Genomic DNA, 19223 nt, shown 5'->3' with positions numbered 1-19223 from the left:
GGCGCGACGGCGTCGTCTCCGGTCGGGACGGGGTCAGCGCACCTTCAGGCCCCGCTGGGCGGTCTTGCCGACGCCCCGGCCCGGGTGCTCCTTCTTGCCCTGCATCCAGACGTCCACGGCCTGCACGCCGAGGTCGGGGTGGTCGGTGAAGAAGCCGTCGATGCCGGCGTCGAGGAACGGCTGGATCATGCCGACCATGTCGCCCTGTGCGTTCCGGTCCGTGGAGGAGCGGAACTCCGTGTAGAGGAACTGGTTCTCGGCGCGGAAGGTGTACGGCACCACCTCGAGGCCCGCGCGGTGGGCGAGGGAGACGAACGCGGTCTCCTCGCCCATCGAGCCGTCCTTCTCCTTGGTGATGATCTGCGCGAAGGCCGGGCCGAGCGTGTCGACGCCGGCCGCGCGGATCTCGCGCATGCCCGCGGCGGTCTCGTAGAAGTCGTAGTCGCGGAGTTCGTCGCCGGCGGCCACGGAGTCATAGGGTGCGCCGGTGACGCTGGAGAGGAACACCGTCTCGGCCTTGAGGCCGAGGTTCTCGTTGAGATCGCGCAGGTTGGCGAGTTCGAAGGACTGCACGGTGGCGGGGGCGTTGCGCTTGTTCAGGCCGTGCTCGTCGAGCAGCTCGACGACGCGCTCCTCCATGGACAGGCCGATGGAGTCGAAGTAGGTGGGGTGCTTGATCTCGGGGATGACGCCGATCTCGCGGCCGTGCCGGGCCGAGAGGCGCTCCCGCAGCTCGAGCACCTCCTCGAAGGTGGGCACCTGGTACCGGCCGTCGTAGGACGCGGACTCGGGGCGGACCTGCGGCAGGCGCTCCTTGGCGCGCAGGGTCTTGAGCTCGGCGAGGGTGAAGTCCTCGGTGAACCAGCCGGTGAGGGCCACGCCGTCGACGACCTTGGTGGTCCTGCGGTCCGCGAACTCGGGTCGCTGGGCGACGTCCGTGGTGCCGTCGATCAGGTTCTCGTGGCGGACCACGAGCACGCCGTCCTTGGTGGAGACCAGGTCCGGCTCGATCACATCCGCGCCCTGGGCGGCGGCCAGCTCGTAGGCGGCCAGGGTGTGCTCGGGGCGGTAGCCGGAGGCACCACGATGACCCACGACGTCGGGACGCACTACGGGCTTGCCCGTGACGGACTGCGCGGCGGCCGGGGTCTCCGTTGCGGCGGGGGCGGCGACGGCCGGGGCGGCCAGCGGGGCGCTGACGGCGACGGCGGCGGCGAGGGCCACGAGGCCGCGGGCGGCGTGACGACGGACGGAGGTCATGGAACGGTCCTTTCCGGGGGGGGATGACCGCTCCAGTGGGCCAGATCCGGGTGTCGGCCGGGTGGCCCCCCTCCGGCCACAGCCGGCCCGTCCGGTGAACAGCCGGTGACGGGCGGCTGATCGGAGAGGTTCAGCCGCCCGTCACGATGCGCGGCACCGGGCCCGGCGACTCAGCCCGCCGTCGACGACGGCCGCGTCAGTCCCAGCGTCTCCGGGGCCGTCGGGGCGCTGTCGCCGAGGACGTGCTCGCCCAGGAAGCCGAGGACGACCTCGTACCAGACCTTCGCGTGCTGCGGGGCGAGGATCCAGTGGTTCTCGTGGGGGAAGTAGAGGAACCGGTGGTCGGTGGTGCCGTCCGCGGCGGCCGGCCGCCCGGACTTCGCCAGCAGGTCCGACCACAGGCGCAGCCCCTCGCCGATCGGCACGCGGTAGTCCTTATCGCCGTGGATGACGAGCATCGGGGAGACGATCTCGCCCACGAACCGGTGCGGAGAGTTCTCCTGCTGCATCTGCTCGTCCATCTCGCGGGCCCAGTAGAACGCGGCGTCCGTCGTCGGGCCGAAGCCGTCCAGCGCCCACAGCGAGGCGTGCGTGACCACGCACCGGAACCGGTCGGTGTGCCCGGCCACCCAGTTCGCCATGTAGCCGCCGAACGAGCCGCCCATGGCGGCGGTGCGGTCGCCGTCGACGTCCTCACGCGCCACGACGGCGTCCGTGAGCGCCATCAGGTCCGTGTAGGGCGCCTGGCCCCAGCGGCCCCAGCCGCGTTCGATGAAGTCCTGGCCGTAGCCCGTGGACAGCGCCGGGTCCGGCAGCAGCACCGCGTAGCCGCGCGCCGCCATGATCCACGGGGTCCAGCGCCAGCTCCACGCGTTCCACGAGCCCAGGGGCCCGCCGTGGATCCACAGCAGCAGCGGGTGACCGCCGGCCGGCGCCTCCCCCTCGGGGAGCACGAGCCAGCCGCGCACGTGCGTGCCGTCCTCGGCGACGGTCTCCACGTCCTCGAGGGTGCCCGGGATCGCGGGGCGCTCCACGGGGTTCGGCAGGCGCGTGGTCTCGCCCGTGGCCAGGTCGATCCGCGCCACCTCCGGCGGGAACAGGTAGGAGGAGCGGACGCCGTAGGCCGTGGCCCCGTCCGGGGAGAGCACGATGTCGGTCCACGCCTCGTCCTCCCGGGTCACCTGCGCGACGGCGCCGGTGGCCACCTCGATGCGGAACACCGGGCGGCGACCCTCCGAGTCCGCGAGCGCGATCACCGCGGAGTCGTCCGGCAGCCACGCGACGACGTCGGCCCAGCGGTCCCAGCCGTGGGCCAGGGGCGTGGTCTGGCCCGTGGCCGTGTCCATCACGTACAGGCGCGGGTGCACGGCGGAGTGCGGGGTGGAGTCGGGGGTGCGGACGACGACGGCGCGCGTGCCGTCATGGCTGACGGGGCCGACGGCCACGTCCTCACCGGGGACGTCGTGCAGGACGCGGTGCTCGCCTGTGGCCAGGTCCACGCGCACCACCGTGCCCTCGCGCACGTTGCCGCGGGCCTCGGCGGTGGCGGCCGTGGTGAGCAGGAACGAGCCGTCCGGGGCCACCTGTGCGCCGATCCCGAATGCGTGGGAGCGCGGGAAGCCGGAGACGTGGCGCAGGTGGTGCGATGCGTCGTCGGCCTCGGGAGCCAGGCCGGAGGCGGCGGGGCCGGGCTCGGCGGCGTCGGCGTCCGTGGCGGGCTCACCCTGCGGGTCCGGGCCGGGCTCGAGGACGAAGAGCTCGGGGCGGGCGGGGCCGAGGTCGTGGTCCCAGAAGCGGATGGGGTAGCCGGTGTGCAGGATGGCGTCCACGCCCGCGTCCTTGCGGGTCTGTGCGAGAGTCGCGTGCTCGGCCTCGGTGGTCGCGCCGAGCAGCCGGTCCGCCGTGACGACCACGCGGTCCGCCGCGGAGGCGCACGTGACCGCGGTGACGCCGCCCGGGCGGGAGAGCACCACGCGCGCCTCGCCGCCCCGGGGCGGCAGGGCCCACAGGGCGCTGCGCTTCTCGGCCTCGGCGTCGGCGGGGTCGGGACGGGCGGAGGTGAAGAAGAGGGTGCCGTCCGCGGCGAACTGTGCGCCGGCCTCGCCCTCGCGGGAGCGGGTCAGGCGGTGGGCGGGGCGCTCGCCCGCGGGGTCGACCTCCCAGAGGGCGGTGGCGTAGCCGGTGCCCTTCGCGTCCCGGGTGGCGACGGTGGTCACCAGGCGGGCGCCGTCCGGGCTGAGGGTGAGACCGGCGACGCGCGGCAGGGCCGTGAAGGCGTCGAGGTCGTGGAAGGGGGTGGCGGGGGTGTTGTCCGGGGTGTCCGGGGTGGAGGTCATGCGTTCGTTTCTATCGGCCCGCACGTGATCCGGGCAACACGGAGGGCGGCGGGGTGGTGGCCTCGACGGCGGGCCGCCCCGGTGCCCGCCGCGCCTCAGGCGCCGGGCAGCGTGCCGGCGTCGGCCCGGATCTGCTGGAGCTGCTCGCCGAGCCAGTCGACGTACCCGCCCATCCACTCCCCCGTGGCCTGGTCGTTCCAGCTCTGGCCGACCACCGGCTGCGGGAAGACGACGGCGTCCGAGAGGGTGTCCCGCAGCGCGAGGGCGGGCCCCTCCTCGTCCGCGACCGTCACCCACTGCATGCCGTGGCGAGCGCCCAGGTGCTCGCCGAGCAGCACCGCGACGACGTCCAGCAGCACCGCCAGCTCCTCGGGGTCCAACTCGTCGGCCTCCGCCTGCGAGCGGGCCAGCACGGCGTCGTAGTACGCGGCGACCGCGTCCAGGTCCAGGTGGTCCACGCCCTCCTGCGCGGCGAAGTCGCGACGGACGCGCACCCACTCCCGCTCGGGCTCGGTCAGGGGGCTCATCTCGGGCTGGTCGGTCATGGCCTCCATCCTGCCAGGCGCGTCGGGCGCCGTCGTCGCCGGAACCGACGGTGCCAGCCGCGCTTTCGTTCGAGAAACGGCGGCGTGTCGCAGCGCTTTCGTTCGAGAAACGGCGAGGAACCGGGGGACGGACCGCCTGAGGCCTCCGACCCTCCAGCGGGACCACTCGTGGACGCACCCGATGCCGCCCCGCCGGCGACGAGCCGAGCGTGCGGGCCGTCGTCGTCCGCCGCCCCCGCCCGGACTTGAGACACTGGCCCCATGCGCATCATGACCGTCTGCCTGGGGAACATCTGCCGCTCGCCCGCCGCCGAGGCCGTGCTGAACCGCAAGCTCGCGGAGGCCGGTCTCGACGACGTCGAGGTCACCTCCGCCGGCACGTCCGACGAGCACGTGGGCGCCCGGCCGCATCACCTCACCCGCGAGGTCGGCGGGGAACTGGGCTACGAGTTCCCGACGGTGGGGGTGCAGCTGTCCGCCGACCTCGTGGACGACGCCGACCTGATCCTGGTGATGGACGAGGCCAACCTCGCCGACGCGCGGCGGCTCGCGACCACGGACGAGCAGCGGGACCGGATCCACCTGATGGGCGAGTTCGCGTCGGATGCGGACCGCGCCGGGGTGCGCGAGGTCCCCGATCCGTACGGGTATCCGCGGCCGCAGTTCGAGGAGATGTACCGGCAGATCGAGGACGCGGCAGACGGCGTCGTCGCCGCGATCCGCGACGGGCGCCTCTGACGGCCGGGGCGCGGTCCCGGGGTCTCGTCCCAGCGACGCGAACGCCGCCGGACCCGCCGTTTCCCGAACGAAAACGGCCTGGGACCCGCCGTTTCCCGAACGAAAACGGCCCGGGACCCGCCGTTTCCCGAACGAAAGCGGGGTGGCGGCGGGGGGCGGTCAGTCGTCGTGGGGGTCGTCGGAGCCGTCGAGGACCTCGCGCAGCCGCGCCGCCGTGTCCGCCCGCAGGGCGCCGCGGGTCTCGGCGCGGTCGGTCGTCGCGCGGGCGAGGGTCTCCCACACGGCCCGCACGTCCGCCGACAGTCCCCCGGCCTCGAGCTCGCCGAGGGTCTCACGGTGGGTCCGCAGCGTGTCGACGTCGCCGCGGGCCACGGGGCCGGTGAGGGCGCCGTCGCCGTCGGTGAGCGCGTTCTCCAGCGCGGCGGTCATGAGCGAGCGCAGCACCCGCTCCGGGTCGGCCACCCCGATCGTCTCGAGGATCTGACGGGCCTGCGCCGTCAGCGTCACCAGGTGGTTCGACCCGTGGGACAGCGCCAGGTGGTAGGCCGCCCGGTCGGCCTCCTTCACGACCACGGGCTCGCCGCCCATCTCCACCACGAGCGCCTGGGCCACGGGCAGCACCACGGGGTCCGCGGTCACGCCGAACACGCAGTCCTGCAGCCGGGCGACGTCGAGGCTCAGCCCCGTGAACGTCATGGCCGGGTGGATCGCCAGGGGGATCGCCCCGTGCGCGCGCACCGGCTCCATCACCCCCACCCCGTAGCGGCCGGAGGTGTGCACGAGCAGGTGGCCGGTCTGCACGTGGCCCGCGGCGGCCAGGCCGGCCACGAGCTCGCCCAGCGCGTCGTCCGGGACGGCGAAGACGACCATCTCGGAGCGGCGCAGGATCTCGGGGATCTCCAGGACGGGCACGCCCGGCAGGAGCATCTCCGCGCGGTCCCGCGAGGCCTCGGAGACGGCGTGCACGCCCGTGATCGTGTGGCCCGCAGCCCGCAGCGCCGAGCCCAGCACGGCCCCCACACGACCCGCGCTCACCACGCCGACGCCCAGCCGCCCGGGCCGCTGCGCCGGGTCATGCGGGTCCAGGCTCAGGTCGAGTCCGCCGGTCATCGCTCCTCCTCGCCGCGCACGGCGGGGACGTCTGCCCCGCTCTCCTCCCCGACGACGGCGCCGCCGCCGACGCCGGCCCGGGCCAGTTCGCGGCGGCCCACCTCGGTGGCCGCGACCTCGCGCGTGCGCTGCTCGAAGCGGGCCAGCTCCTCGGGGCGCATCCACTGGTCGCGGTCGGTGAGGCGACGCGAGACGGCGGCGTGCCGGGCCTCCCGGGCGTACAGGTCCACGGCCACGTCCTCGTCGAGGTCGCGGACCACGGCGTTCGCCCCCGCGACCCACACGCGCACCGTGGCCAGACCCAGGCGTCGCTGCACCGGGCCCTGCGCCAGCTCGGCCGCCTGCATGCGCTCGTGCTGGAGGGTCTGCAGCCGGCGGTTCAACCAGCCGCTGCGCACCACCAGCAGGGACCGCGTCGTCGTGAAGCCGGTCCGCCGCCAGGCGAACCAGTTGAACCACCACCTGCCGCGCCGCGGCACGTGCTGGAAGCCGCCCTCCGTGCCGGTGCCGTGCACGCCCAGGTGCATGAGCCCGGCGGGGGTCAGCCCCTGCGCGGCGCGCGGATCATCCTCCAGGCCCGGGTCCGGGGCCACGACCGTGAGGACGCGGAGCACGTCCTCCCACGGGCCGACGGGCAGCGCGACGTCCCGGGCGCCGTCGGACTCCTGCAGGTACCCGGCCACCGCCATGTTCACCCGATACCAGCCGAAGGGCCGCCAGAACAGGGGCTGGGAGACGGTCACCCCCTGCACCCGCCCCGGCGGGACGGCCTGGTGGGTGGTCTCGGTGAGCCCGTGCCGCAGTCGCAGCCCGTCGGTGGAGCGGCGCACCTGGAAACCCCAGCCGGCGTTCAGCCGGGACCACGCGACGCCGGCCACGGAGAACAGGGCGGGCAGGGCCGCGGCCGCGCCGATCCCGGTCAGGGTCTCCCCATCGTCCAGCACCGCCTCGGGCAGCAGCGCGACCACGAGGGCGAGGCCGCCCAGCCAGATCAGGGACCCGGCCAGCACCCCCAGCACGCCTCCGGAGAGCAGGACGGAGCCGAGGAGCCGCCCCGCGGGCACCTGCAGCATGAGTTCGCCGGCGTCCGCGGCGTCGGCGTCGGGGAGGCCGGGCTCGGCCGCGCGCTCCGGCGCGGACGCGTCCGCCCCGGCTCCCCCGAGCATCCCCGACGCGCGGTCCAGGATCTCCCGGCGCACCGCTTCGGCCTCGGCGCGGCGCAGGAAGGACAGCTCGAGCGCGGACTCGCCGCCGTCGGCCGCTTCGACCTTCACTGTGGCCAGCCCGAGCAGCCGAGCCACGAGGGGGTGCTGCAGGTCCACCGCCTGGATGCGGTCGTAGCGCATCTGCCGGCGGCTGCGGAAGAGCCAGCCCTGGCGCAGCTCGATCCGGTCCTCCCCGCAGCGGAACCGGGTGAACCACCAGGAGAAGAAGAACACGAGGCTGATCAGCAGGGTGACCCCCAGCAGGATGCCGCCGGCCACGAGCAGGCTGCCGTCGCCGCCGCCCGGGGCGTCCTCCCCGCTGAGCCGGCCCGCCGCGAAGTCCTCCACCGCGTTGCGGCCCGCGAAGAACAGGATCAGCAGCAGGAAGGTCCAGCCCCGCACCCAGGGCGAGGCGGGGTGGACGCGGACCCAGCCGGCGTCGTCGGCGGGGGGCGGGGCGGCCGCGCTCACAGGCCCGCCAGCCGCGCCTGGCCGCGCGCCATGAGGACCTCGCGCAGCTCCTCGGCCCTCTCGCGGGGCACGCCCTCCAGGGTGACGTCCCCGCCCGCGGCGGCGGTCTTCAGGGTGAGGGTCTGCAGCCCGACCCGGCGCAGCAGCGGACCGTCCGACACGTCCACGTACTGCAGGCGGCCGTACGGCACCGCATGCACGCTGCGGAACAGGATGCCCTCGCGCCACAGGACGTCGTCCTCGCGCTCGGCCCAGCCCATCGCGCGCACGCGCCGCGGGATCAGGATCAGGTCCACGATCCAGGACACGACGACGACGGCCGGCAGCCCCCACGCGACCCACGCGGCCATCCCCGCCCACGGGCCGGTGAGCTTGAGGATCAGCGGCACGGAGAACGCGGCGAGCCAGATCAGGTGGCCGATGGTCGTGGCGATGAGCTTCACCGTCGCCAGCCGCGGCGAGGCCGGCGTGAAGGCCACGCCGCTCAGGTCAATGCCGGGCACGGGCATACCCTCCTTCCGTCTCGGGACGGGCCGGTCGGCCCGGGGACCCATCCTGCCCACGACCGCCCTCGGGCGCATCCTCCTCAGGCGGGATCCGGCACCACCGTTCGACGATCAGCCCCACCACCAGCAGGACGAGACCGCCGACGGCCTGCAGGGCGGCCTCCCGCACGGTCGGTGCCTCCACGCCGGCCCGCAGCAGCACCTGCACCGCCACCCCGGCGTGCCACCCGCCGAGGGCCGCTCCCGCGAAGCCGGAGGCCTGGCCGAGCACGAGGGTGCGGGCCGCGGCGAGCGGGTCCATCCGCGCGGCGGCGGGCTTCTCCCGGTCGCGGCGCACGCGCCAGCCCAGCGCGAGGCACAGCACGGAGACCGCGGCCACGGTGATCAGGCCGCCGCGGCCCACCACGGGCGCCGGCCAGCCCAGGGACGGCGCGGCGAGCCCGGCCAGCCAGCCGAGCACGGCGGCCACCAGCACCACGAGCAGGGTCCACCCGGAGCGCAGCGCGATCACGTGGCCTCCCTCCCGAGGGCGTCCGGGCGTGCCGGGCGGAGCGGGGCGACGTCGTCGGTGCCGGCCAGCAGCCGGTGCCGCTCGGGCTCCTGACGGCGCACCCCGGGGGCGTCCGCGGCGACGGCGGCGAGGTCGGCGACGGGCGTGCCGGCGAGCGTGGCGTCCGCGTCGAGCCACAGCCACGGCAGCAGCACGAAGGCCCGCTCGGCCGCGCGGGGGTGCGGCAGGGTGAGGTCCGGGTGGTCGCTGCGCACGTCTCCGTAGGCGATCACGTCCACGTCCAGGGTGCGCGCGCCCCAGCGGATCTCACGCCGCCGATGGTGGTCCTGCTCGAGCCGGTGCGCCACCGCGAGCAGCTCCCACGGCGCGAGGTCCGTGCGCAGGGTGACCACCTGGTTGAGGTAGTCGGGCTGGCCCGGCGGCCCGCCCACGGGTGTGGTGACGGCCCGGGGCGAGGCCCGGACGTCCGTGATGTGCGGCAGCGCGGACAGGGCGGCGACGGCGGCGTCGAGCGTCTGCGCGGGCTCGCGCAGGTTGGCGCCGAGGGCCAGCACGGCCGCGACGGGCGCGTCCGGGCGGGCGCTCAGCTCGGGGACGGGCGCGGGGCCCTCGGCCGGGTGCGACCAGTCGACGGTGCTCACGCGAGGTCCTCCCGGGTGCGGTGCACGGTGACGGCGGCGTCCGCGAAGTCGTGCGGGATGGGCGCCTGCGGCTTGTGCACGGTGACCTCGACGGCGGTCACCACGGGCTGCTCGGCGAGGACGGCGCGGGCGATCCGGTCGGCGAGGGTCTCGATCAGGTCCACCGGCTCCCCGGTGACCAGGCGGACCACCGTGTCCGCGACCTCGGCGTAGTTGGCGGTGCGGGCGAGGTCGTCGCCGGCCGCGGCGGGGCCGGCGTCGAGGTGGAGGACGACGTCCGTGACGAACGGCTGCCCGTCCCGGCGCTCGTGGTCGAAGACCCCGTGGTGCCCGACGGCGGACAGTCCGGCCAGGCGGATGCGGTCCCGGGCGCTCACGGCAGCACGTCCTCGGAGACGGGCTCACCCGGGGCGTGGGCCCCGGCCCAGGCCGCGGCGGTGCGGACGGCGTCGGCGCTGGCGCGCACGTCGTGCACGCGCACGCCCCACGCGCCCTGGGCGGCGGCGAGGGCGGAGATGGCCGCGGTGGCGGCGTCGCGCGCGGCGGGCGGGGCCGGGGTGCCGTCGTCGTCCGCCAGCAGGGTGCCCAGGAACCGCTTGCGGGAGGCGGCGACGAGCACCGGGTGGCCCATGGCGCGGAGCCACTCGAGGCCGCGCAGCAGCTCCCAGTTCTGCTCGCCGGCCTTCGCGAAGCCCAGGCCCGGGTCGACGATCAGCTGCGCGGGCTCGACGCCCGCGGCGAGGAAGCGGCCGGCCACGTCCCGCAGCTCGCACACGACGTCCGGGACGGTGTCCTCGTAGACGGCCAGCCCGTCCATGGTCTGCGGGTTCCCGCGGTTGTGCATGAGGATGTACGGCGCGCCCGACGCGGCGATCAGCGCCGGCATCTCCGGCTCGTGGGCGAGGCCGGAGACGTCGTTGACGATCACCGGCCCCAGCGCCAGGGTGGCCCGGGCGGTGGCGGTGTGGCGCGTGTCCACGGAGAGGACGACGTCCTCGGCCAGCAGCGCCTCGATCACGGGCAGGATGCGCTCCTGCTCCTCGGCCGGCGGCACGGCGCGGGCCCCGGGGCGGGTGGACTCCCCGCCCACGTCCACGATGTCCGCGCCGTCCGCGACCATGCGCCGGGCGTGCTCGACGGCCGCGCGGACGGTGGCGTGCTCCCCGCCGTCCGAGAACGAGTCAGGGGTGACGTTGAGGATGCCCATGACCAGGGTCCGGCCCGCGGGCAGCCGCCCCAGCAGGGCGCGGTTCGCCTCCCGCGCCGCCGCGTCGATGCTCTCGTCCACGTGTCCTCCTCCGCCGTCGGTGGTCCTCAGCCGTGCATGATGAGGCTCATCGCCTCGGAGCGCGTGGACGGATCCCGCAGCTGGCCGCGCACCGCCGAGGTGACGGTCTTCGCGCCCGGCTTGCGCACGCCGCGCATGGACATGCACATGTGCTCGGCCTCCACCACCACGATCGCCCCGCGCGGGGCCAGGTGCTCCATGAGCGCCTCCACCACCTGCGTGGTCAGCCGCTCCTGGACCTGCGGACGCCGCGCGTACAGCTCCACGAGGCGGGCCAGCTTGGACAGCCCCGTCACGCGGCCCTCGGCGGAGGGGATGTAGCCGATGTGCGCGGTGCCGTGGAACGGCACCAGGTGGTGCTCGCAGGTCGAGTAGAACGGGATGTCCTTCACCAGCACGAGCTCCTCGTGCGCGATGTCGAACGTGGTGCCGAGCACCTGGTCCGGGCTCTGGTGCAGGCCCGCGAAGAACTCCGCGTACGCCTTGGCCACCCGCGCCGGGGTGTCCGCCAGGCCCTCGCGGTCCGGGTCCTCACCGATCGCCAGCAGGATCTCCCGCACCGCCGCCTCGATGCGCGGCCGGTCCACCGCGGTCGAGTCCGGGTCGAACGTGCCGGGGACGGCGTCGTCGGGGGTGTGGGCTGTCATGCGGGTCTCCTGCGCGGTCAAAAGGTCGGTCCCTCGCCGGGGCCCGGCGTGTTGCTCGGACCGCCGTGCGGCGGCAGGCCGGGGCCGGCCGCGTCCCCGCCCAGCGACGACGGCGGCGCACCCTCCGGACGCACCGGCACCGTGGTGCCCTCGACGCCGACGGGGGTCTGCTCCCCGCCGTCGTGGCGCGAGCGGCGCTCGGAGGGGGAGAGGACCGGCGGGATGTCCTGCGGGAGCCGGTCGTCCGAGGCCAGCCACACGCCGCGCTCGGGCCGCTTGCGGACGTCCGCGAAGATGGCGGCGATGGCCTCCTGGGTCAGCGTCTCCTTCTCCAGCAGCTCGTAGGCCAGCCGGTCCAGGACGTCCCGGTTCTCCGTGAGCACCCAGTGGGCCTCGGCGTGGGCCTGGTCCAGCAGGGTGCGGACCTCGGCGTCCACCAGGTACGCGAGCTCCTCGGAGTACTCGCGGGAGGAGCCGCCGGGGGCACCGCCCACGAAGGGCTCGGAGCTGCCGCCGCCGAGCTTGACGGCGCCCACCTTGGCGGACATGCCGTACTCGGTGACCATCTTGCGGGCCGTGTCCGTGGCCTTCTGGATGTCGTTCGCGGCGCCCGTGGACGGGTCCTTGAACACGATCTCCTCCGCCACGCGCCCGCCCATCGCGTACGCGAGCTGGTCCAGGAGCTCGTTGCGGGTGACGGAGTACTTGTCGTCCTCCGGGACCACCATCGTGTAGCCCAGGGCGCGGCCGCGGGGCAGGATCGTGATCTTGGTGACCGGGGCGGAGTTGCGCAGGCCGGCCGCCACGAGCGCGTGGCCGCCCTCGTGGTAGGCGGTGACCTTGCGCTCGTGCTCGTTCATCAGGCGGGTGCGCTTCTGCGGGCCGGCCATCACGCGGTCCACGGCCTCGTCCAGGGCGTGGTTGTCGATCACGTTGTTGTTCGAGCGCGCCGTGAGCAGCGCGGCCTCGTTGATCACGTTGGCCAGGTCCGCACCCGTGTAGCCGGGGGTGCGCTTGGCCAGGGAGCGCAGGTCCACGTCCAGGGCGATCGGCTTGCCCTGCGCGTGCACCTCGAGGATCCTGGCACGGCCCTCGAGGTCCGGGGCGTCCACGGGGATCTGGCGGTCGAAGCGGCCCGGGCGCAGCAGCGCCGGGTCCAGGACGTCCGGGCGGTTGGTCGCGGCGATCATGATGACGTTCGTGGAGGCGTCGAAGCCGTCCATCTCCACGAGCATCTGGTTCAGGGTCTGCTCACGCTCGTCGTTGCCGCCGCCGATGCCTGCGCCGCGGTGCCGGCCGACGGCGTCGATCTCGTCCACGAAGATGATGGCGGGCGCGTTGGACTTGGCCTGCTCGAAGAGGTCGCGCACGCGCGAGGCGCCGACGCCCACGAACATCTCCACGAAGTCCGAGCCGGAGATCGAGTAGAACGGCACGCCGGCCTCACCGGCCACGGCCTTGGCCAGGAGGGTCTTGCCCGTGCCGGGCGGGCCGTAGAGCAGCACGCCCTTGGGGATCTTGGCGCCCACCGCGCGGAAGCGGTCCGGCACGGTGAGGAACTCCTTGATCTCCTGGAGCTCCTCCACGGCCTCGTCCGCGCCCGCGACGTCCTTGAACAGCACGTCCGGGTTGTCCTTGTTGATCAGCTTGGCGCGGGACTTGCCGAACTGCATGACCTTGCCGCCGCCGCCCTGCATGCGGGACATCAGGAACCAGAACAGCAGTGCGATGAGCAGGAACGGGACCATGAAGCCGAGCAGCGAGAGGAACCAGTTGCTCCGCACCGGCTCGTCCGTGTAGCCGTCCAGGGCCGAGTCGTCCACCGCGGTGACCACGTCCGTGGCGCGCGCGCTGGCGAAGTAGAAGTAGACCTCCTTGCCGAGGTCCCGGTCGTCCTGCTTGTAGGGCTCACGCAGGGTGAGGTCCACGCGCTGGTCCCCGTCCACCACGCGGGCCTGCGCGGCCTTGTCGTCCTTCAGCAGGGCCATGCCCACGTTGGTGTCCACCATGGTGCGGCCGCTCTGTGACGTGGTCAGCGGGATCGCGACGGCGAGGACCAGCAGGCCCAGCAGGATCCAGACGTAGGGCTTGTTGAACAGCTTCTTCACGGTCCGAGTGTCTCCTGGTCTGCCGCGGGGGCCGGGCTGCCCGGGGCGGCCGCCGTGCGGCCGGGGCCGGCGCAGGGCCGACGTCGCGCCCGGGTCAAGCCCCCACGGTACCGGCCCGGCCCGGGTGTCCGCTGACTGTTCGCGTCAGGTGGACAGGGCGCGGGCGGTCGGCCGGCGGCGACGTCGGCCAGCGCCGTCCTGACGCCCACCGGGAATGCGAGAGGTCGGAATGGCGCGTGGATCGCACCTCAGAGCGACCGCTCGCGTGACAGGAACGCTGGCGCTGCGACCGCGCCCCTGCGTCCCCGCCTGCACAGACCCCCGTGCACCCGCATCCCTCCCCAGGCCGGCGGCGGCTCAGGACGCCGCCCGCTCCACCGCGCCAGGCTGGCACCATGCGTCACCCCGCCCCGCTTCCCGCGGCCTTGCTTCACGGCCCCTTCACCGCCGCGCAGGCGAGGGCCGCCGGCATCGACCGCAACCGGCTGCGTCGTTCCGACGTCGAACGCCTCGCCCGGGGCCTCTACCGCCGGCGTGAGGCCACCCCGGCCGCCGTCGAGCGCCCCGTGGCCGGCTCCTCCCCCTACCGGTGGAGCACCCCGCTCTCGGCCACCCAACACGAGCTGCTGCTGCGACTCGCCCGGCACCGCGCCACCACGGTGGTGTCGCACCAGACCGCGGCCCGCGCCCGGGAGATCTGGCTGCCGGAGCGACTGGACGCGGGGGACGACGTCCACGTGAGCCGCCCGCGAGACCGTGGCCAGCTCTCCCTCCCCGGCGTCACCTCCCACCGAACAGCGCTCCCGCCCGCGGACGTGGAGCGCGTGCGGATCGGCGGCCTGGCCTGGTACGTCACCGCCCCGCCCCGTCTCTGGGTCGACCTCTCGGCCCTGCTCGACGACGACGAGCTCGTCATCCTCGGCGACCATCTCGTCCGCCGGGCGCAGCTGTCCGGCGGCCCGGACGCCGCCGAGCGGACCCGGGCGGCCCTGGCCCAGGCGGCCGAAGCGAGCCCGTCCGCGCACAACCGACGACGACGGCTCCGCACCACCGCCACACTGGTCCGGGTGGGGGCGCACTCGCCGAAGGAGACGCGGCTGCGGCTCGCGCTGAGGGCCGCCGGGCTCCCCGAGCCCGCACTGCAGCTCGAGGTCTGGGACCCGGAGTTCTCCCTGCACCACCCCGCGACGGCGGACCTGGGCTATCGGCAGGCGAGAGTGGCCCTGCACTACGACGGCGGCCACCACGGCGCGGATCGCCAGATCGACCGCGACGTGCAGCGCAACGCGGCCTTCGAGCGACGGGGCTACCGGAACATCACCGTGTCCTCCTCCGACGCTCGCCGCGGATTCACGCGCGTGATCGTGGAGGTGCGCCGTCACCTCGAGAACGCCGGCGACCTGTCACGCAAGGAGTCGGAATAGGGCGGAGATCCGGCGTCAGAGCGACACCACACGTGACAGGTCGGTCACACCTGACCTGGCCACGCCGGGCCGGGCCCCCCGGTCAGCTGTAGACGTGCGGGGCGAGCGTGCCCACGAAGTCCAGGTTGCGGTACTTCTCCGCGTAGTCCAGGCCGTAGCCCACCACGAACTCGTTGGGGATGTCCCGCCCGACGTACTTCACGTCGATGTCCACCTTCATGGCCTCCGGCTTGCGCAGCAGGGTGCAGATCTCGACAGAGGCCGGGCCACGGGACTCCAGGTTGGCCTTGAGCCAGGACAGGGTCAGACCGGAGTCGATGATGTCCTCGACGATCAGGACGTGCCGGCCGGTGAGGTCCGCGTCGAGGTCCTTGAGGATGCGCACCACGCCGGAGGACTTGGTGCCGGAGCCGTAGGAGGAGACCGCCATGAAGTCCAGCTCCACGTGGGAGTGCAGGGCGCGGGTGAGGTCGGCGACCACCATCACCGCGCCCTTGAGCACGGCGACGATGAGCAGGTCCTTGTCCGCGTAGTCGCGGTCGATCTGGCGGGCCAGGTCCGTGATCGTGCCCTGCACGTCCTCGCGGGACATGAGGACGTGGCTGAGGTCGTTCTGGACATCCTGTGCGTCCATGCGCCGCTCCTGGTGAGTGCTCGTGCGGGAATGCCGGGCCGGGCCGCAGTCAGGGACCGGGAAGGCAGGGGATGAGGTCCAGTCTGGCACACGCCCGATGCGCGGCCACCCCGCCGGGCAGCTCCACCGGGCCGGCCGACGTGCCCCCCGCGCGGGCGCCCGTCACGAGGGCGTCCACCGCGAGGATCCGTTCGCGGGGCGGGGCCTGCCCTCCCGCGGCGCGGGCGGCGCGCGCGATCACGCGGTGGCGCACGGCGGCGGGCAGCGCGGCCAGGGCGTCCAGGTCCAGGGAGACGACGCGCGGGTCCCCGGCGGGCGGGTCGACGCGCAGCCGGGTGACCTCGTCGCCGGCCCATACGTCGAGGGCCGCGGCGTCCTCGGCCGCGATGGCCGCGGTGCGCACCAGCCCGGCCCGCACGCCGGGGCCGAGGCCGGCGTCGGGGTCCTCGAGCGCGGGCAGCACGCGGGTGCGGACCCGCGAGCGCAGCAGCGCGGGATCGCGGTTGTGCGGGTCCTCGAACCAGGTCAGCCCGGCCCAGCGGCAGATCGCCTCGGTGTCCGCGCGGGTCAGGCCCAGCAGGGGGCGGACGACGGCGGCCCCGCCCGGCAGCGTCCCGCGCGCCGGGATCCCCGCGAGGGACCGCGTGCCGGACCCGCGTGCGAGCCCGAGGAGGACCTGTTCGGCCTGATCGTCGGCGGTGTGGGCGGTGAGGACGACGGCGGTGCCCGCCCCCGGGGCGGCGCCCCCCTGCCCCGCGTCCCGGGCGGCGGCGGCGAGGGCCTCCCGGCGGGCACGCCGGGCGTCGGCCTCGGGGCCGTCGCCGGTGCGGGCCACCTCGACCCGCGTGACGGTGACCGGGGTCAGACCGAGGATGCGGGCGACGTCGGCGGCGGCCGCCGCCACGGTGTCGCTGCCCGACTGCAGCCCGTGGTCCACCAAGGCCGCGCCGATCGGGCCGAGCCGCGCACCGTCCCGGGTGCCCACGAGGACGGCGCAGGCCACGGCGAGCGCGAGGGAGTCGGCGCCGCCGGAGAGGGCGACGAGGCCGCGGGGGCGACCCCCCGCCCGGCCCGGCACGGCATCCGCGCGACGGGTCCCGTCGCCCGCCAGGGCCTCCCGCACCGCCGCGACGGCCCGGTGCAGGGGCTCGGGCCAGCGGGTGCGCGGCGGCCATGCGCCGACCGCGGGCAGGCCGCCGGCCCCGCCCGGCGGCGTCGGCCCCGGGTCCCGCGCCTCAGGCCTGGGCACGGATGCGCGCCACCCACGTCTCGGGGGCGTGGAGCTCGGCCTCGCTCGGCAGCAGCTCGGGGGCGTCCCAGACCACGTTGAACCCGGCCATGCCGAGCTCGGCCACGGCGGCGGCCACGAACCTCTGACCGTCGCGATACTGGGCCATCTTGGCGTCCATGCCCAGCAGGCGGCGGAGCATGCGGTCCAGGGGCGAGCGGCGGTCGCCGCGCTCGTCGAAGCGGCGGCGGATGGTCTTGACGGAGGACACGACGGAGGAGTCGACGCCGTCCATCACCACGTTCGCGTGCCCCTCGAGCAGGGACATCACGGCCGTCAGCCGGGACAGGCGCTCCCGGTCCTCCTCGTCCTGGATCGCACCGAGCAGGCCCGGCGCGGGGCGGGCCGGGGCCGCGTCCTGCGCGTCGTGTCCGTCCCGCGCCCCAGTCCGGCCGGCGTCGGCCTCCCGGCCCAGCGGGTTCGCCGCCGCGAGCGCGGAGCGCAGGCGCTCGGGCAGGGACTCGGCCTTGTCGAACAGGCCGACGGTGAGCGCCGTGATCTCGGCCCGCAGGTGCTCGCGCAGCCAGGGCGCGGCCGCGAACTGCACGCGGTGGGTCTGCTCATGCAGGCACACCCAGAGGCGGAAGTCCGCCGGGTCCACGTTGATCTCCGCGCGCACCTGCGCGACGTTCGGGGCCACGAGCAGCAGGCGCCCGCCGGCGGGGCCGCCCGCCGTCCCCCCGGGGCCGGGCAGCGCAATGAACGGGTCGTACTGGCCGAGGATCTTCCCGGACATCCAGGCGAGGATCCCGCCCATCTCCAGGGCGGTGGCGTGCCGGGTGACGCGGGTGGTGGCGGCGGCGTGCTCACGGGGCCGGGTGTCCCGCAGATGCGCGAACGTGGGGTCCAGCAGCGTGGCGAAGGACTGGGTGGCGGCGCGCGACCAGGTGGGGCGGTCCACCACGAGCACCTGCGAGTCGCGCAGGTCCCGTGCCGCCTCGAGCCCGGTCAGGCGGTGGACGTGCGGCACGGCGGCCTCCGCGGCGGCGCGCAGGCCCTCCGCCTCGCGCGTCGCCTCGCGCGGCGTGAACCGGGGGCCGGCGGCGGCGAGGGACCGTGCGGTCCGTGCTGCGAAGGCCCAGTCCACCGGGTGGGCGACGGCGGGGCCCGGCTCGGCGGGGGCGCCCGGCTCGGCGTCCGCGGCGGTGCGGGGGCGGTCGGTCGCGTGGTCGTCGCTCATGGGCTCCATCAGACCACAGGGCCCGGGCCTCGGATCAGAGCCCGGCGACGGCGCTGACGGCCTCGTCGACCGCCGCGCGCGCGGGCTCCAGCTTCCACTGCAGATCCGAGCAGATGATGCTGAACGCGAGGACCCGCCCGGACGTCGTGGTGACGGTGCCGGTGAGGGAGACCGTCTGGTCGAGCGTGCCGGTCTTCGCGGCCACGGCCTGCCGCGCGGGGGCATCCGGGAACCGATCGCCCAGGGTGGAGTCCTCGCCGGGCCGCGGCAGGCCCTCCAGCACGGTGCCCAGGGCGGGTGTGCGGGCCACCCCGGCGACGACGCCGGCCAGCTGGCCCGCGCTGACCCGGTTGTCCGGGGAGAGGCCCGAGGAGTCCACGAGCGCCATCCCGGCGGTGTCCACGCCGAGGTCCTCGGCGGTGGCCGTCAGCAGCTGCGTGGCGCCCTCGTGGGTGGCGGACAGGTCGGCGGCGGGCGCGGCCGTGTGGGCCAGGGCCTCGACCACCTGGTTCTCCGAGTGGGCCAGCAGGTACGCGACCTGCTCCCCCACGGGCGCGGACTCCACCGCCGCGACGGGGGCGGCGGCGAGGACCGTGGCGCGCGGCACCTCGGTGGCCGGGATCGTGTCCCGCAGACCCACCTCGAGGTCGGCGCCGGAGGCGGCCACCGCGTCGTCGAGCGCGGCCTGGAAGGTGAGCGCGGCGAACTGCGCCGGGGCCTCGATGCGGTCCTCCCCGGTGCCGGGGGCCTCACGGCCGCCGTAGGTGGCCAACGGCTGCACCGGCGCGATGTTGCCGCTCTCCGGGATGTCCGACGTCCAGCGCGGGTTCAGGGCCGTGCGGTCCGCGAAGAGCCGCAGGTCCGTGCTGACCACCACCTGCCCGGTGACGCCGTCCTCGACCAGCCCGGCCACGGTCCGCTCCGCGAGGGTGCGCAGGCCCGCGCGGCCGGAGACGTGCGTCGAGTCCGAGGTGCCCGTGCCCAGCAGCACGTCGCCGCCGCCCACGAGCACCAGCTCGGTGGCCGCGCCGTCCGCGGTGGGCTGGGCCACGACGGTGGTCTGCAGGGTCGTCTCAGGACCCAGGGCGGAGACGATGGCCGCGGCGGCGAGCACCTTGAGCGAGGAGGCGGGGGCCACGGGCTCGTCCGCGACCCGCGCGTACAGCACCTGGCCGGTGGCCAGGTCGCGGAACTCGGCGGAGACCGTGCCCGGGGACGTCTCCAGCCCCGGCTCGACGGCGGCCGCCACCTGGGCCGCGGTGGGGCCGGCGGGCGGGGACGACGACGTCGGCGCGGCGGTCGAAGTCGAGGCGGGCGCGCCCGACGGGGCC

The 19223-nt window shown here is 75.2% G+C and carries 18 protein-coding genes; 2 read left to right on the top strand and 16 right to left on the bottom strand.

Translation table 11 applies throughout. From position 1 onward, the window contains the following. Window positions 1–33: 33 nt before the first annotated feature. The 3 genes from SJ20_RS10550 to SJ20_RS10540 form a co-directional block, all read right to left on the bottom strand. Complete coding sequence (locus tag SJ20_RS10550) at window positions 34–1260, bottom strand: glycerophosphodiester phosphodiesterase (RefSeq protein WP_044659881.1); 1227 nt, start codon at window positions 1258–1260, stop codon at window positions 34–36. A 170-nt stretch (window positions 1261–1430) separates the two neighbouring features. Further along, window positions 1431–3596, bottom strand: coding sequence for an alpha/beta fold hydrolase (locus SJ20_RS10545; RefSeq protein ID WP_044659880.1), 2166 nt, complete (start codon window positions 3594–3596; stop codon window positions 1431–1433). Window positions 3597–3691: 95 nt separating this feature from the next. Next, window positions 3692–4141, bottom strand: a complete 450-nt coding sequence (locus tag SJ20_RS10540) for a DUF3806 domain-containing protein (RefSeq protein WP_044659879.1) — start codon at window positions 4139–4141, stop codon at window positions 3692–3694. A 261-nt stretch (window positions 4142–4402) separates the two neighbouring features. Between SJ20_RS10540 and SJ20_RS10535 the strand changes: the two genes are divergently transcribed. Beyond that, a complete protein-coding gene (locus SJ20_RS10535; protein ID WP_020625299.1) occupies window positions 4403–4879 on the top strand; it encodes a low molecular weight protein-tyrosine-phosphatase in 477 nt (158 codons plus the stop codon). Between the two features lie 159 nt (window positions 4880–5038). On the opposite strand, the gene SJ20_RS10530 is transcribed toward SJ20_RS10535, so the two are convergent. Genes SJ20_RS10530 through ftsH form a run of 9 tightly spaced genes read right to left on the bottom strand, consistent with a single transcriptional unit; the run spans window position 5039 to window position 13366 of the window. Then, complete coding sequence (locus SJ20_RS10530) at window positions 5039–5989, bottom strand: Rossmann-like and DUF2520 domain-containing protein (RefSeq protein ID WP_044659878.1); 951 nt, start codon at window positions 5987–5989, stop codon at window positions 5039–5041. Further along, window positions 5986–7665 carry a PH domain-containing protein gene (locus SJ20_RS10525; protein WP_044659877.1) on the bottom strand — a complete coding sequence of 560 codons (1680 nt, stop codon included), beginning with the start codon at window positions 7663–7665 and terminating at the stop codon, window positions 5986–5988. The genes SJ20_RS10530 and SJ20_RS10525 overlap by 4 nt, the downstream gene beginning before the upstream one ends. Then, complete coding sequence (locus tag SJ20_RS10520; protein ID WP_020625296.1) at window positions 7662–8174, bottom strand: PH domain-containing protein; 513 nt, start codon at window positions 8172–8174, stop codon at window positions 7662–7664. The genes SJ20_RS10525 and SJ20_RS10520 overlap by 4 nt, the downstream gene beginning before the upstream one ends. Further along, window positions 8155–8682 (bottom strand): DUF3180 domain-containing protein, encoded by a 528-nt coding sequence (locus tag SJ20_RS10515; RefSeq protein ID WP_020625295.1) that lies wholly within the window; start codon window positions 8680–8682, stop codon window positions 8155–8157. The genes SJ20_RS10520 and SJ20_RS10515 overlap by 20 nt, the downstream gene beginning before the upstream one ends. Continuing rightward, entirely contained in the window at window positions 8679–9323 is a 645-nt protein-coding gene (folK, locus tag SJ20_RS10510) for a 2-amino-4-hydroxy-6-hydroxymethyldihydropteridine diphosphokinase (protein WP_044659876.1), read from the bottom strand. Before folK ends, SJ20_RS10515 begins: the two co-directional genes overlap by 4 nt. Further along, complete coding sequence (folB, locus tag SJ20_RS10505) at window positions 9320–9700, bottom strand: dihydroneopterin aldolase (RefSeq protein ID WP_044659875.1); 381 nt, start codon at window positions 9698–9700, stop codon at window positions 9320–9322. Before folB ends, folK begins: the two co-directional genes overlap by 4 nt. Then, window positions 9697–10611, bottom strand: a complete 915-nt coding sequence (folP, locus tag SJ20_RS10500) for a dihydropteroate synthase (protein WP_044659874.1) — start codon at window positions 10609–10611, stop codon at window positions 9697–9699. The genes folB and folP overlap by 4 nt, the downstream gene beginning before the upstream one ends. Before the next feature lie 26 nt (window positions 10612–10637). Continuing rightward, a complete protein-coding gene (folE, locus tag SJ20_RS10495; RefSeq protein ID WP_020625291.1) occupies window positions 10638–11258 on the bottom strand; it encodes a GTP cyclohydrolase I FolE in 621 nt (206 codons plus the stop codon). A 17-nt stretch (window positions 11259–11275) separates the two neighbouring features. Then, entirely contained in the window at window positions 11276–13366 is a 2091-nt protein-coding gene (ftsH, locus tag SJ20_RS10490; protein ID WP_041104656.1) for an ATP-dependent zinc metalloprotease FtsH, read from the bottom strand. 395 nt (window positions 13367–13761) lie between these two features. Here ftsH and SJ20_RS10485 point away from each other — a divergent pair, with 395 nt between their 5' ends. Then, complete coding sequence (locus SJ20_RS10485; RefSeq protein ID WP_044659873.1) at window positions 13762–14790, top strand: type IV toxin-antitoxin system AbiEi family antitoxin domain-containing protein; 1029 nt, start codon at window positions 13762–13764, stop codon at window positions 14788–14790. 82 nt (window positions 14791–14872) lie between these two features. On the opposite strand, the gene hpt is transcribed toward SJ20_RS10485, so the two are convergent. From hpt to dacB, 4 genes are all read right to left on the bottom strand, one after another. Then, on the bottom strand, window positions 14873–15424 hold the full coding sequence (gene hpt, locus SJ20_RS10480) for a hypoxanthine phosphoribosyltransferase (protein WP_044659872.1): 552 nt from the start codon (window positions 15422–15424) through the stop codon (window positions 14873–14875). Window positions 15425–15473: 49 nt separating this feature from the next. After that, entirely contained in the window at window positions 15474–16673 is a 1200-nt protein-coding gene (gene tilS, locus SJ20_RS10475) for a tRNA lysidine(34) synthetase TilS (protein ID WP_044659871.1), read from the bottom strand. After that, window positions 16660–17892 carry a zinc-dependent metalloprotease gene (locus tag SJ20_RS10470; protein ID WP_044659870.1) on the bottom strand — a complete coding sequence of 411 codons (1233 nt, stop codon included), beginning with the start codon at window positions 17890–17892 and terminating at the stop codon, window positions 16660–16662. The genes tilS and SJ20_RS10470 overlap by 14 nt, the downstream gene beginning before the upstream one ends. Before the next feature lie 34 nt (window positions 17893–17926). Beyond that, on the bottom strand, window positions 17927–19223 hold a 1297-nt coding region (gene dacB, locus SJ20_RS10465; RefSeq protein WP_044659869.1), incomplete at its 5' end, for a D-alanyl-D-alanine carboxypeptidase/D-alanyl-D-alanine-endopeptidase.

Source organism: Micrococcus sp. MS-ASIII-49 (assembly GCF_000946635.1).
GTDB lineage: Bacteria > Actinomycetota > Actinomycetes > Actinomycetales > Micrococcaceae > Micrococcus > Micrococcus luteus.
The sequence above is the reverse complement of the archived record's forward strand: the minus strand, read 5'-3'. Positions and strand labels throughout refer to the sequence as shown.

Bases quoted from the DNA above. Each gene is read 5' to 3' on its own strand.
- SJ20_RS10545 (WP_044659880.1), bottom strand. From the start codon at position 3,596: ATGACCTCCACCCCGGACACCCCGGACAACACCCCCGCCACCCCCTTC.
- SJ20_RS10535 (WP_020625299.1), top strand. From the start codon at position 4,403: ATGCGCATCATGACCGTCTGCCTGGGGAACATCTGCCGCTCGCCCGCC.
- SJ20_RS10470 (WP_044659870.1), bottom strand. From the start codon at position 17,892: ATGAGCGACGACCACGCGACCGACCGCCCCCGCACCGCCGCGGACGCC.
- SJ20_RS10540 (WP_044659879.1), bottom strand. From the start codon at position 4,141: ATGACCGACCAGCCCGAGATGAGCCCCCTGACCGAGCCCGAGCGGGAG.
- folE (WP_020625291.1), bottom strand. From the start codon at position 11,258: ATGACAGCCCACACCCCCGACGACGCCGTCCCCGGCACGTTCGACCCG.
- SJ20_RS10520 (WP_020625296.1), bottom strand. From the start codon at position 8,174: ATGCCCGTGCCCGGCATTGACCTGAGCGGCGTGGCCTTCACGCCGGCC.
- SJ20_RS10550 (WP_044659881.1), bottom strand. From the start codon at position 1,260: ATGACCTCCGTCCGTCGTCACGCCGCCCGCGGCCTCGTGGCCCTCGCC.
- hpt (WP_044659872.1), bottom strand. From the start codon at position 15,424: ATGGACGCACAGGATGTCCAGAACGACCTCAGCCACGTCCTCATGTCC.
- SJ20_RS10485 (WP_044659873.1), top strand. From the start codon at position 13,762: ATGCGTCACCCCGCCCCGCTTCCCGCGGCCTTGCTTCACGGCCCCTTC.
- SJ20_RS10530 (WP_044659878.1), bottom strand. From the start codon at position 5,989: ATGACCGGCGGACTCGACCTGAGCCTGGACCCGCATGACCCGGCGCAG.